At 50.8% G+C, this 13,124-nt stretch carries 12 protein-coding genes; 1 reads left to right on the forward strand and 11 read right to left on the reverse strand.

Features of this window, described 5'->3' with window-relative positions; genetic code table 11:
• Positions 1–100 precede the first annotated feature (100 nt).
• The 8 genes from KJS42_RS09780 to sigK form a co-directional block, all read right to left on the reverse strand.
• On the reverse strand, positions 101–997 hold the full coding sequence (locus KJS42_RS09780; RefSeq protein WP_193416507.1) for a carbohydrate ABC transporter permease: 897 nt from the start codon (positions 995–997) through the stop codon (positions 101–103).
• Between the two features lie 12 nt (positions 998–1,009).
• Positions 1,010–1,963, reverse strand: a complete 954-nt coding sequence (locus tag KJS42_RS09785) for an ABC transporter permease (protein ID WP_193416508.1) — start codon at positions 1,961–1,963, stop codon at positions 1,010–1,012.
• A 229-nt stretch (positions 1,964–2,192) separates the two neighbouring features.
• Positions 2,193–3,161, reverse strand: coding sequence for a LacI family DNA-binding transcriptional regulator (locus KJS42_RS09790; RefSeq protein ID WP_193416509.1), 969 nt, complete (start codon positions 3,159–3,161; stop codon positions 2,193–2,195).
• A gap of 214 nt (positions 3,162–3,375) precedes the next feature.
• Entirely contained in the window at positions 3,376–3,741 is a 366-nt protein-coding gene (locus KJS42_RS09795) for a GntR family transcriptional regulator (RefSeq protein ID WP_155605740.1), read from the reverse strand.
• The gene (locus tag KJS42_RS09800) at positions 3,738–4,397 is read right to left on the reverse strand and encodes an ABC-2 transporter permease (protein ID WP_213622727.1); all 660 of its coding nucleotides are present in this window, start codon (positions 4,395–4,397) and stop codon (positions 3,738–3,740) included. The genes KJS42_RS09795 and KJS42_RS09800 overlap by 4 nt, the downstream gene beginning before the upstream one ends.
• Positions 4,390–5,247, reverse strand: a complete 858-nt coding sequence (locus KJS42_RS09805) for an ABC transporter ATP-binding protein (protein ID WP_213622728.1) — start codon at positions 5,245–5,247, stop codon at positions 4,390–4,392. The genes KJS42_RS09800 and KJS42_RS09805 overlap by 8 nt, the downstream gene beginning before the upstream one ends.
• Positions 5,248–5,399: 152 nt before the next feature.
• The gene (locus KJS42_RS09810) at positions 5,400–6,023 is read right to left on the reverse strand and encodes a YczE/YyaS/YitT family protein (protein ID WP_244868431.1); all 624 of its coding nucleotides are present in this window, start codon (positions 6,021–6,023) and stop codon (positions 5,400–5,402) included.
• A 144-nt stretch (positions 6,024–6,167) separates the two neighbouring features.
• Entirely contained in the window at positions 6,168–6,866 is a 699-nt protein-coding gene (sigK, locus tag KJS42_RS09815; RefSeq protein ID WP_155605744.1) for an RNA polymerase sporulation sigma factor SigK, read from the reverse strand.
• Between the two features lie 252 nt (positions 6,867–7,118).
• Here sigK and KJS42_RS09820 point away from each other — a divergent pair, with 252 nt between their 5' ends.
• Positions 7,119–7,793 (forward strand): SOS response-associated peptidase, encoded by a 675-nt coding sequence (locus tag KJS42_RS09820; protein WP_213622729.1) that lies wholly within the window; start codon positions 7,119–7,121, stop codon positions 7,791–7,793.
• A 65-nt stretch (positions 7,794–7,858) separates the two neighbouring features.
• Here KJS42_RS09820 and KJS42_RS09825 read toward each other — a convergent pair whose 3' ends face one another.
• The 3 genes from KJS42_RS09825 to KJS42_RS09835 form a co-directional block, all read right to left on the reverse strand.
• Entirely contained in the window at positions 7,859–9,136 is a 1,278-nt protein-coding gene (locus tag KJS42_RS09825) for a BNR-4 repeat-containing protein (RefSeq protein ID WP_213622730.1), read from the reverse strand.
• Between the two features lie 205 nt (positions 9,137–9,341).
• The gene (locus KJS42_RS09830) at positions 9,342–10,487 is read right to left on the reverse strand and encodes a glycoside hydrolase family 88 protein (RefSeq protein WP_213622731.1); all 1,146 of its coding nucleotides are present in this window, start codon (positions 10,485–10,487) and stop codon (positions 9,342–9,344) included.
• A 38-nt stretch (positions 10,488–10,525) separates the two neighbouring features.
• Entirely contained in the window at positions 10,526–12,904 is a 2,379-nt protein-coding gene (locus KJS42_RS09835; RefSeq protein ID WP_213622732.1) for a GH36-type glycosyl hydrolase domain-containing protein, read from the reverse strand.
• Between the last annotated feature and the right edge of the window lie 220 nt (positions 12,905–13,124).

A 13,124-nucleotide genomic window follows, 5' to 3' on the forward strand; every position in this document is an offset into this window, starting at 1 on the left:
ACCTCCCTTGATTTCGTCCTACTCGTTTAATCCCACGATTGTTTCCTTGCGATGAAATAGCCCTAAGCCCGCATCCCCCCCTTCAAGTCGCTTGTTCCTATCAGCCCTTGATCGATCCGATCATGACGCCTTTAACAAAATACTTTTGCAGGAAGGGATATAAAATCAGCAAAGGTAAGCTGGATACAATGATGACGCCGTATTTGATCAACTCGGTGACGCGCATTTTGGCCGCGTAAGATTCCACATCAATCATCATCCCCGAGTTCACCTGATTTTGGACAAGGATGTTGCGAAGCACCAATTGCAAGGGATACTTGCTCTCATCATTCAGGTAAATCAAAGCGTCAAAGAAGCCATTCCAGAAACCAACTACATGATAGAGCACCATGACCGCCAAGATGGACTTGGACAACGGCAGAACGATACTCCAGAAGAACCTGGTATTGGAACATCCATCTATCGAAGCGGCTTCCCACATTTCATCCGGGATGGTCGATTGAAAGAAGGTTCTTACGATGATCACATTAAATACGCCGCCCGCTCCGGGGATAACCAGCGCCCAAATCGTGTTCAGCATGTGGAGATCCTTAATCAGCAAATACGTTGGGATCAACCCGCCGCTAAAAAACATGGTGACCATTAGAAACCACATAATCACTGATTTCCCCACCAAATCTCGACGAGCCAGCGGATAAGCTGCAAATACGGTGACGGCCACTCCAATGAGGGTTCCTAAAGTCGCGTAAAGGATCGAATTGGCATACCCTATCCAAATGGAGGAATCGTTAAATATTCGCTCATAACCATCCAAGGTGAAGCCTTTGGGAAACAGCCAAACCTCTCCCGAGTAGATATAGTTGGGATCACTAAATGACGCGATCAGAACAAAGTATAACGGGAATAACACGAGCAGCATCACAATGGTTAATAAGGAATAGTTGGTTACATCAAACCATACGTCCCCTCTGCTCTTTCTTTTCAGCAATGAATTCAAGGTGGACCCCTCCTACCACAAGCTAGTTTCTGTCAACTTCTTGGCGACTCGATTGACAGTGACAATCAGGATAATATTAATCAGCGAATTAAACAGGCCTACTGCCGTGGAGAAGCTGTACTCTGCTTTCTGAATCCCCATTTCGTAAACATAGGTTGGGATGATATTGGAGGTGGCATAGTTCAAATCGCTTTGCATCAGGAAGGCCTTCTCAAATCCAATGCTCATGATGTTGCCTAACGCGAGAATCAACAGAATCACAATCGTTGGCAAGATCCCTGGAATGTCCACATGCCAGATTCGCTTCCATTTACTCGCACCATCCATAATTGCCGCTTCATGCAGCTCCGGATTCACTCCGGCAAGCGCCGCCAGGTAGATGATTGTTGAAAACCCGGTTTCCTGCCATATGCCGGACAAGATATACAAAGGACGGAACCAACCCTCATCAGCCATAAAGAGAATAGGCTCTCCACCAAACCATGTGATGATATGATTTACGATGCCGCTGTTGGGAGATAAAAAAACGTTCAGCATGCCGACCAGCACAACGGTAGAGATAAAGTGCGGGGCATAGATCACCGTCTGAACAAATTTCTTATATCTCTTGCCGAGCATCTGATTGAGCATAATGGCGATGATAATGGGTGCCGGAAAGCCAAATATCAACGATAGGAAACTAAGGGAGAGCGTATTGGTAATGATGGTCCAGAAGTTATAGGAATCAAAGAAATCGATAAAGTGCTGAAACCCAACCCATTCACTCCCCCAGATCCCCTGACTTGGCGAGAAATCCTTAAATGCGATTTGGACGCCGTACATCGGATAATACTTGAAGATGAGATAAAGGATTAGGATAGGAAGCAGGAACAGGTATAACTCATAATCGCGTTTGATCCGGCTCCATCTCCGATTCCCATGAGGTTTGATCATCCTCGGTTCCCCCCCGCTGGTTCTTGAGGTCATTGAAATACTCCCTTTCCATGGTAAAATAATCTTCTATTTTGAAACGTTTCCAATTTGTTATGTGCAGAAGACCGCGAATCTATCCCATCCATCAACTGAAACCTTTAATGTTTTTCAGTGTTTATCGCACAGATACTCAAACTTGAAACGTTTCCAATTCTGAGAAGAAAAACGTCAGTTTCTCATAGAAATCGGAATAAACTGATGTTTTTCTTTCCTTTTGAAGGAATCAAGTTGTTTCGCCCTGCTTGAAGGTGACCGGGATCCGATAGACCTGCTCGGTCAGAGGTTCACCTTCCATCTTGCTATATAGCAGTCGAATCGCCATGCGCGCCATCTCTTCCACCGGTTGTCTAATCGTTGACAAGATCGGGTGAAAATAAGGATTGTCCTGAATGCCGTCATAACCTACCACCTTGACATCCTCCGGAACACGAATGCCTCGTTTGCGTGCTCTTTCGATGTAGTTGGCAGCCAGCATATCCGTGATGGCAAAAATGCCATCCACCGCTGCATGCTCATTAAAAAATTCATTAAAATAGGCTTCGTCATCCACAATAGGGTCCGGTTTCTCGTAAACCACGTACTCGACACCCAGTGCCTCAGCCTCGTGCATGAATCCTTTTTTTCGGTTCATGGTCTCACTAAATACGGAAGTGACGCTCCCAATAAAAGCCGGTTTTCGAGCACCGGCTTTAACTAACTCCCGTAAAGCCATGCGTCCTCCTTCAAAATTATCCGAAGTCACACAGGTAATTTTCTTATTAAAGTGTCGGTCAATACTTACGATCGGAATATCATGGCTCACATTATTTTCGATATCGTTGTAAGTGATCCCCACTATTCCAGCCACTTTGTTTTGCCGAAGCATATCCAGGTAGTACAGTTCTTTTTCGGGCTTCCCCCCGCTGTTACACAGCATGAGCTTGAAGCCTTCCCGATCCAACTCATCCTCAATGTAATAAGCCAGTTCAGAGAAGAATGGATTCCAGATACTTGGAAGCAAGAGAGCGACCATCTTGGATTTTTGCATCTTAAAATTTCGAGCGACTTCATTAGGGATATAATTTAACTCCCTGATTGCCTCTTCCACTTTTCTGCGCGTCTTGGGTTTGACCGCCCCCGAGTTATTGATGACTCTGGATACGGTTCCCACGGCGACGCCAGCTAAGTTGGCTACATCCTTAATGCTTGCCATATAACCCCCCCGAGCTCTCTTATGAATCCTATCATAGCACCAAAGTGGAAACGTTTCAATAATAAATTTGGAAACGTTTCAAATTCGTAAAATTTTAAGTCTTTCCATGTACCGTAAAATGAAAAAAGCCGCTGCTGCGGCTTTTTGGAGTCGAACGTTATATTTCCAATCGATTCGTAACACATAACGCAAAATCGTTATTCTCTTCGCTTCATCAATAAACCTTCTTCAACATTTCGATCATCTCATCCAAGCTCAGTCCAAAGGACTTATAATAAGACACCTCATTCATCAATTGCTCCATCACCATTTCGTTGCGGATTCGCAACATCTCCTCCGGTGAGAACTCGGCCACGAAACATCCTTTTCCAGTAACCGTATGGATCAAACCGCGCCGTTCGAGTTCTTCCCATGCCTTCTTGACGGTGATGACACTGACCCGCAGCTCATGGGCAGCTTGTCTGATCGGGGGGAGACTGTAGCCGCTCTCCAGTTCACCCTTCAAAATCTGAGCGCTAATTTGCTCAAACAGCTGTTGATAAATCGGTTTCTCCGAAGTGTTCGAAATCGCTACGTTCATTGGATCTCCACTTGAAGGAATCGTTTGACTGCCATCCGGTAAGCCACAGCGGTAAATGCAAAGAAGATGACGATTCCTGCAATCAGCATGTATGCTTGAAACGCCACATGATTCGCTTCCGTACCATAGAAAATACGGTTCATCCCCGAATTCACGATCCCGAGCCATTGGGTAATCCCGGCGAACAGCGTAGCAGCCACGGTGGAGGCAAGCAGCGCCATGCCGAATTTATACGCCGTTTTGTAATACATGGTTATAAAGACAAGGTTAAAGATCGCCAGCATGGCAAAACAGAGACCAAAGAAACCCAAATTCGGCGGGAAGAACAGATAGGTCATCGAATCCGGATAGATACGCGAGCTAATCAGGCCAAAGATCAGGGCAACCACAATATGCGCCGTTTCCAATCCGGCGACTACGAATACCCGCGCTTTCACGATGTCCCGTTTCGTGACCGGCATCATCGAGGTAAACATCAAATCATTTTGCGATCTCAATTGGTTAAACATATTCGGTATGGTGATCCAGCAAAAATACAGGATCACTACGAAGTAAACCCAGCCGGGAATGAACATTAAAGCGCCCGTTAGGAAAGGCATCATCAAAAACAGGGGATGTACGCCCAGCCTGATATCTTTCTTAATCAAGTTAACCATGGATTTGCTCCCCCTTCTTCGTGTAATAGATCAAGACATCCTCGAGGCTTGGCGTGGCGGACTTGATGCCGCAGGACGGATCGAAGTCGCTCGCTTGGATCAATCCCGTAAACCCAAACGAATTCGTCTTGTAGGCAATCATCTGGTCCTTCACCTGGTCCAGTTCACTCGCGGAACCGTTCAGCAGAAGATAAGATTCCTTGAATTCTTCCTTCTCGCAGCTAAGGATAATTTCCCCATTCGCGATAAAGGTAATGTAATCCGCGCACTTCTCCAAGTCGGAGGTAATATGGGTGGAGAAAAGAATGCTGACTTCACCGCCAACGATCAACTCCTGGAAAATGTCCAGCAGATCATCCCGTGAGGCCGGATCAAGTCCGCTTGTCGGCTCGTCGAGAATGAGCAGCTTCGCCCCGTGGGACAAAGCAAGGGCAAGGCTGTATTTAACCTTCATGCCCGTCGATAGATCGGCGATCTTCTTATTCTCATCCAGTTTGAATCTCCGCAGGTAATAGGAGTAGGTCTCGTCGTCCCAATTCCGATAGAACTTTTTGATGGTTTCGGTCAATGTCTTGATTTTACTGCGCGTGTAAAAATCGATGCCTCCAAAGGCGAATCCGATGTCTTGTTTCAATTCAAGCTCGTGCTCGTTCATGTTTCGCCCCAGAATATGAACCTCACCGCTATCGATGTGAGTCATATTCAGAATCGATTTGATCGTGGTGGTTTTCCCCGCGCCATTGACTCCGATAAAGCCCATGATATAGCCCTTCTCCAGCTGGAACGAAACATCTTTGAGCTCAAAGCTCGGGTATTTCTTATTTAGGTTACGAATATCTAATGCCAGCATTCGGTACCTCCCCCAAAAAAATAATTGTGCATATCGTGTATGCACAATATAACATCGAAATTGGGGAACGTCAATAACTCAAGATGTAAAATAAACACAAAACCCCCGCCAGACGATAAAGTCGGCGGGGGTTTGATTGTACAGCATCCCGGTTAAGCCAAGAGCTTCTTCGTAAATTTTACATCAAAAAAGTGGATGATGGGTCCTAGACCCAGCGCGGACACGAGCGTTCCCAAACCGATCACGCCTCCAGCCAGGAAGCAGATCAAAGCACAAAGTGCGTCTGTAAACATCCGATGCCAAAAATAAGAGATTTTCGGGAAGCGATTTTTCATAATCAAGGACAAACTATCATACGGAGCTATTCCCACATTCGAGGTCTGGTACAGCGATACCCCAAAACTGCAAACGACCACACCAATCGCCACAACGACCGTCCGTTGCCAAAAAAGCTGAGGTTCGCCGAATAGATGAAGCCAGGTACTATGAAAGAAAGTAACGATATAGCCCAGAAGAATCGCATTGACGAAAGTCCCGGCTCCGATATATTTCCGACCCATGATCCATTCGATTACAAACAACATCAAGTTAAGTAGGATTAGAAAATGAGCATACGCAATACCGAGAGAATCTGCGAGCGCCATCACCATGCCGCTGAAGGGATCGTTGCCCATACCGGACAGCTTGAAAATACTAATCCCCATCCCCAAAAAGACATTACCAATAACCATGATGATCAGTCTCTTTGAATCTATTTTAAGAAATAATCTCTTCATAGGGTCCGTCCTAATCCATTTATATTTGCTCCTGCTGCTTCACAATCAACGACGCCATTGTATCACAATTTCAATCGCTTGACTGTAAAATAAGCGGGACCGAGCATGGCTCGGTCCCGCTTAGGCATCTACAACAAATTCTTATTATTTTTTCTTATAAAACTCATGATACAGCTTCATGAGCGCTCTCTTCTCGATCCGTGACACATAACTTCGGCTGATGCCGAGCTCCTTGGCGATTTCGCGCTGGGTCCGTTCTTCTCCCCCATGATCCAGGCCAAAACGTCCCTTAATCACTTCCTGCTCCCTCGCGTCCAGAATGTCCAGGTTCCGATAGATTTTGCTCTTCTCCATCTTCAGTTGAACCCGGTCCACCACATCGTCCGCTTCCGTACCCAAAATATCGATCAAGGTGATTTCATTTCCTTCTTTATCTGTACCGATTGGATCATGCAGCGATACGTCCTTGCGCGTTTTTTTCAGCGATCTCAAATGCATGAGGATTTCGTTCTCGATGCAGCGGGCCGCGAAGGTCGCCAGCTTCGTCCCTTTATTCGGCCGAAAACTCTCGATTGCCTTGATCAGACCGATCGTACCGATCGAGATCAGATCCTCCAGATCCTCGCCGGTGTTATCGAATTTCTTCACGATATGCGCCACCAGCCGCAAATTATGCTCGATCAGAATATTGCGGGAAACCGCATCCCCTTCCGCCATGCGCTGCAGGTGTTTCGTTTCCTCCTCCTCGGTCAAGGGCTGGGGAAACGCATTATTTTTGACATACGATACGAGCAAAGTCAGCTGTTTAATGAACAAAGCAATTGCGGTAAACAATCCAGGCAATGATGACACCTCCTGCTGATTCACATCACAATGAATACAACCTCGCTTCATTTTGGGTCATTTCATTGTATGTGGGCGGAGGCCTAGGCGTGCCTGTACGAAGGAATTTGATTTAACAGGATCCTTTCTCTCATCTTGGAACATGAAGCACAAGTAAATCCATGAATTAAATCATTTTTAGCTAAGAAAAAGAATTATTTTCCTCCTTTTACAAACACTACATCACAATCGATCAAAGGAGGAAGATATTTCATGTGTCAACGGTTTTCCATCGCGGCCGAGTTGCCGGAAGTCCAGGAGCATTTTCAAATCGGGCGGGTCATGAGCTATTACAAGAACCGCTTCAACATCAGTCCCACGCAACCGACGCCGGTCGTGCTTCAGCAGGATGGGGAGCGGGTGCTCGACGAGTTCCGTTGGGGGTTTGTTCCGTATTGGGGAAAAGACGCGGTTAACGCGGATCTGCATAACGTCCACCAGAATCCGACGTACCGCCGAATCATCAGCACGCAGCGTTGCATCATCCCGTGCAATGGCTTCTATTATTGGAGGAAGGAAGGCAAGAAAGAATACCCCGTCCGGGTGGTTCTGAAAAACCGCGGCATGTTTGGTGTGGCCGGACTGTACGAAATTTGGCGGGATACGCGAGGCGAGCCGCTCCGCACCTGCACCCTCGTCATGACGGATGCCAATCCGCTGATCGGAGAGTTTGAGAGCCGCATGCCAGCGATTTTGTCTCCTGAGGATATGACCCGCTGGCTGGACGAGGAGATCAATGATCTCGACGCGCTGGACCCCATCTTGCGTCCGCATGCAGCGGAGGAAATGAAGGCCTACGCGGTTACGCCGCTTATCGACAACAACCGGTACGACACCGACGAATGCATCCGGGAGATGGATTTGCAGCTGGCTTGGGTGAAGCGATAAGACTTTGAAAAAAAAAGTAAAAAAGCTCTTGGACCCTTCTCTCGTCCAAGAGCTTTAATTTCACTTCAGTTATTCCTGCCGTAATATAACTTGAGATTCGGGATATCCACCAGGTACAGGATATCGACGCCTTTGGCGCTACGCTCCACTGCCAGCCGTTCGATCGGTTTGCCAGGGGCCAACGAGGTCTCGGTCCATCCGGCTCCGCTCGAATTCACGGCCACGAAGGCCCGATCCGCACCGCTTTGCTTCACGTAGTAGATTCTCGCTTCCGTGCCGGTCCAGGTGACATCCACCGCAGCCCGCGTCGCGGCGGCATCAAAGACCGTTTGCAGCTCCCAGCCTCCCGTGCCGTAGGTTGCCTGCTTCACGGCGAAATTCGCGCTGCCTGCTTCACGGTAACGGTAGGCGATGATCGGCCGTCCTGCGGAGTCCACCGTCATTTTGGCGCTTTGCACGCCGGGTCCGCCCGGATCGTCGCCGCTCTGCACGTAGGTTTCGCCAGGGGCTAAAGGCTGGACGATATCGGCCGTAGACAACGTCGCCGGAAGGGACACCGGCGTTCCATCCGCCTTCGTAAAGCTGCCTGTGGCTGGGCTGTACTTCAGGTACGACAGCTCATGGCGTAACGCGCTGGCTGCAAAATGCGCCCACTCGAACAAAATATGCATATCGCCATTCGCATCAAAAGCCAAGTCGTCCGGATAAACGGACCGATTCAGCGTTGATGCGATCACACCGATCTGACTCCAAGTCGAGGCCGTATTATCCCAATGGAACAGGACGCCTTCCCGTTTCCCCGCAGGATCTTTGGCCGCCCGTGCGAAGAGATACAAATCCCCGTTTGGCGCGGTTTTGACGATTGGATAAGAGATTTTCATATCCGGACCCGGCATATCCGCCGAATGATTCTGAGGAGCTCCGCCTACCGTATCCGATCGAAAATATCGCCAGTTATTATCGTGCATCGAGGCAAACACATGGAACCGGCCGCTGCCGTCCCTCGCGATGGAGGGCTGGTTGTGACCTAAATCGTCGTTATACTCGGCTACGACGGACCCGTTCATGACCGGGATATTGCTCCAAGCCCCCGTTCCGTCTCTTCTGGCGATATATACCGTATGCATACCCGCTGTGCCCCCAGGCGCATTGTAAGCCATATAAGCGTATTCATACCCCGTTCCATACGTATCCAGCGGCGACCACCATCCCGCCTGGTTGCTGGAATCCATCGGATAAGGAACCTCTGTAAGTTCAGCGGCCGCATACCCCGTAGTTGTCGGCAGCAGCGTCATCAACGCTACAAACCAGAGCCCGATTCGCCAACCTTTTCCCCTTTTCACACTTCTCGCCTCCTCAAACTGAAATCGCTTGCAAAACTCAATCCCCCGATAACCTTGGTCCTCCCGCTACCGGTACAAGCGTATCACGCTGCCCCGAGCCGGAATAGAAACAAAACAACGTTCTGAATAGAACGGAATTACGCATTTTTGCTAAAAATAGAACATTTCTCCTTTATCATACAGACCAACCCCGGATTCACGTGAATTAACGCCCGCGTTCGTACCAATATCCCGGGATCCCGTGGCCAAGGCGCATCAACGCTTCGAGGTAAAAATAATCCCCCCAGATCACATAATCATCGGTTGCGATACCGCCCCTCACATAGTAGGAGCCGTGTCGCAGGAAGCCTTCGCCTTCCCGGGCCCCGTTCGTGCCGCCCGAGAAACAATGCTTCGCCAGCGACGCCACGGCACGTTCGGCAAAAGCCAGCAGTTTCGCCCGGTCCGGGTCATCGGCGGGTAAATGCTCCACGAGTTCCAGAACGCCGCATGCCGCGATCGCAGAAGCCGAACTATCCCGAGGTTCGCTTTCATTTTGAGGCGCATCAAAATCCCAATAAGCAATGAGATCCGCAGGTAGATGATCGATGAAATAACGGGCCAGCCGCTTGGATGTATCCAAAAAAGAAGCTTCCCGGAAATAACGGTAGGAGAGCGCAAATCCGTAGATTCCCCAAGCCTGCCCCCGCGTCCAGGTCGATCCGTCGCGATAGCCCTGATGCGTGCCGCCCCGAACCGCATCGCCGGTCGCGGTGTCGAAATAAAACGTGTGATACGACGAGCCGTCGCCTCTCACCAAGAATCGCTGGCTTTGCTCGGCATGAATCCGGGCGATGTCGGCATATTCGGGATCCCCGGTTTGCTGGCTGGCCCAATAGAGTAAGGGCAAGTTCATGAGGCAATCGATGATGATGCGTCCGCCGTTGATTTCATCCCCCTCAGGGCCCCAGGCTTGCAGGATGCGGGCAGTTGGCCGCCACCGTGTCAGCAGCAAATCGGCCGCTTCCAGAGTCGACTTCCGGGCGGCCTCATCTTGCTCTACGATCCACTGCGCCCCGGTGGACAACAGATATAGAAAGCCGATGTCGTGATGCTCCAAATGGCTCCGCCGCGTAAGCCGGTCTTGAAAAGACGCCGTGGCCGCTTCAGCCGCTTGACGGATCGTTTCGTCCCGGCTGTACTCGTAGCTAAGCCATAAGATACCCGACCAGAAGCCTTCGGTCCAATCGGTATGCTCCACCAGCTGGTACTTGCCCTCTCCCTGGCTGACATGCGGAAAACGGGTTTGAAAACGGGAGATATTCGTTCGCGTAATGTCCAGCGTTTGTTCGATCCATTCATTCCAGTTCATTTTATCCTCCTGTAGGTTGGCTTGATGGATTTTTCAAGTTACATGACGACGTCAACACGGACGGATGAGCGTCCGGGATAAGCCGGCAGGACATGGCCCTCCAGCGGCTGACCGTCGACGGTGATGTGTTTTAAGCCCTGGCTAACCCGGCTTTCGTTGCGAACCGTAATCTCGTAGTCGCAACCGCGGAACCGGCGTTTCACCGTGAACCCTTCCCAATCCGCGGGAATGCAGGGGTTGACGGACAAGCCCTGCAGCACCGGTTTGATGCCCAGGATATATTGCGTCGCGGCGACGTACATCCAAGCGGCCGTCCCGGTCAGCCAGGACACATTGGCCAATCCGAACTTGTCGGACTCCGGCCCAAACAAGTTTGAGGCGTAGACATATGGCTCCGCCTTATACCGCCACAAGCCCGCTTGGTCCATCGCCACGTTCGGGAGCAGCTGGCGGTAATACTTGTAGGCGACATCCCCTCGCCCGAGCAGGCATTCGGCCATGATCGCCCAGGTATTGGCGTGGCAGAATACCGCCCCGTTCTCCCCCGTCCCCTTGTTGTAATTCGTCAAAGGATCGGCGGGATCGGGAAACGTGCTGATGGAAGGGTGGATTTTTTTGATGCCAAGCTCCGTGTCCAGCAGCTCCCGAACGCTGTCCATCGCTTGCCGACCTTTCTCCGGATCGGCCATCCCGGATAGAACCGCCCAGGTTTGGGCGTTCAGCCAGATTTTTGCTTCCTCGTGCTCATCGCTCCCAAGGAAACGGCCGTCATCCATAATGGCGCGGCGGAACCAGCGGCCGTCCCAGCCAATGCGGTTGACCAGCTCCCGCTGTTGTTCGTACATGGTCTTGTATTTCGCGACATCCTCCGGACGGCCGGCGGCGACGGCGAGATCAACCATCCGTAACAACACCAGGCCAAGCTGCATGGCGGTCCAAATGCTCTCCCCCCGACCCTTGCGGCACACCCGGAACAACTGGTCGTTCCAATCCGATCGCAGCATCAACGGGAACCCGTTGGGTCCCAGCTTCGACGCCGTAAAATCGATCGCGGCCTTCAAGTGCTCGTATACTGTTCCTTGACCGCCATCGTAGTAAGGCACCTCCGCTAGCAAAAACGCGGCGTCCCCGGTTTCAGCTAACAGGTCCCAAGCCGCCAATGCCGGCCATAAATGATCGTCGGAATGGATGCTCGTCACCGGCTCCCAACCTTCATGAGGGAAAAAGTAGTGGTTTGCGTGCCCGTCCCGGTACTGCTGGCCGAGCAGTAGCCGCAGCTTGCCCAGCGCTTGCGCCGTATCAAACGGCACGACCGCCAATATATCCTGCGATGTGTCCCGGTACCCGACACCGCGGAACGTTCCGGTAGCATAGAAGGAAATATTCCGTGAAAACAGAAAGTTGCGATGCGCTTGATACGGGTTCCAGATGTTCAGCATCCGCTCGGCGTCCGGATCCGGCAGCCGGCACTCCCAAGCTCCGAGATAACCGTCCCAAAAGGATCGAAGCCCTTGAAAAGAACGCTCCGCGAATCCTTCTTCCCGGGAGCGTGCAAGCGCCTCTTCAACCTCCGCTTCATCTTGGGCCGTGCCAAGGAAGAGATGAAGGGTCCGGCTTTCGCCCGGCTGCAGCGTGACCTTGAATTGCAGCGCGCCGCAAGGATCTCCGCCCATCAGCGTCGATCCGCGGCAGCCTCCTTCTTCGATCGCCGCCGGATTGGCCTCGCTGCGATAGCTGCCGATAAATTCCTCGCGGTCGCCGTCATATCCGGACAGCGGCGCGTCGGAAGCAAAATAAACGAGCGGCGTCTCCTCCGGCTTCGGTTGATTTTCAACGCCATACCGGTACACCAACGCTTCGGACGGACGGTACTGCACGGAGACCTGGTGCTTGTTATAGCATTGCCACTGCAGCTCGCGCATGAATTCCATCATCCCGAACTCCACGTAAGCGTAAACTTTCAGTTCTTTGGCTACCGAGGTTTCATTGGACAAGGTTAATTTCCAAATCAGCGAATTTTCGTAGGGACCCACGAAATACAACGTTTGGGCCGCGATTCCGTCCCTCCTCGCTTCAAACCGGGTGTAGCCGAGGCCGTGGGTGCTTTTCCAGGTATCCGGTTTGGCGGCAGCAGGTTCGTTGGTGGGGCACCAGTACGTCCCCGAGTCCGCGTCCTGGAGGTAAATATAGGGGCCCGAGCGATCCATCGGCAGGTGAAAAAACCGATAGCGCGTAATCCGCCAAATTTGCGGCGATTTGTAAAACGCGACCCCGCCGCCCGCATGGGACAACATCGTATGGAATGTGCCGTTGGACAAATAGTTCATCCATGGGGTCGGCATGTCGTGCCGGTGGAACTCGATTTCTTTTTCCGCATCGCGGAAGGAATAGTAGCTTTGCGGGTCGATCGGTTTCATGGGTATCCACTCCTTACTTCTTTGTTGATTTCTAACGGACCTCAGCGCCGTTATTTAGCTGGAAAAGACCGATTCCATCTGTAACGGACTCCAAAGACCTTATTGAGCATCTAAACGTACGATCAAGCCTATTTGGGAGGAAATAGCGGCTTTCCGGTCCGTTAGAAACAGGAAAGGTGCGTTTTCGGACAATTAAGGTCTTTCAGGTCCGTTATACCGT

It is taken from the genome of Paenibacillus sp. J53TS2, assembly GCF_018403305.1.
GTDB classification, from domain to species: domain Bacteria; phylum Bacillota; class Bacilli; order Paenibacillales; family Paenibacillaceae; genus Fontibacillus; species Fontibacillus rhizolycopersici.

Bases quoted from the DNA above. Each gene is read 5' to 3' on its own strand.
- KJS42_RS09820 (WP_213622729.1), top strand. From the start codon at position 7,119: ATGTGTCAACGGTTTTCCATCGCGGCCGAGTTGCCGGAAGTCCAGGAG.
- KJS42_RS09835 (WP_213622732.1), bottom strand. From the start codon at position 12,904: ATGAAACCGATCGACCCGCAAAGCTACTATTCCTTCCGCGATGCGGAA.
- KJS42_RS09785 (WP_193416508.1), bottom strand. From the start codon at position 1,963: ATGACCTCAAGAACCAGCGGGGGGGAACCGAGGATGATCAAACCTCAT.
- KJS42_RS09810 (WP_244868431.1), bottom strand. From the start codon at position 6,023: ATGAAGAGATTATTTCTTAAAATAGATTCAAAGAGACTGATCATCATG.
- KJS42_RS09830 (WP_213622731.1), bottom strand. From the start codon at position 10,487: ATGAACTGGAATGAATGGATCGAACAAACGCTGGACATTACGCGAACG.
- KJS42_RS09795 (WP_155605740.1), bottom strand. From the start codon at position 3,741: ATGAACGTAGCGATTTCGAACACTTCGGAGAAACCGATTTATCAACAG.
- KJS42_RS09790 (WP_193416509.1), bottom strand. From the start codon at position 3,161: ATGGCAAGCATTAAGGATGTAGCCAACTTAGCTGGCGTCGCCGTGGGA.
- KJS42_RS09800 (WP_213622727.1), bottom strand. From the start codon at position 4,397: ATGGTTAACTTGATTAAGAAAGATATCAGGCTGGGCGTACATCCCCTG.
- KJS42_RS09805 (WP_213622728.1), bottom strand. From the start codon at position 5,247: ATGCTGGCATTAGATATTCGTAACCTAAATAAGAAATACCCGAGCTTT.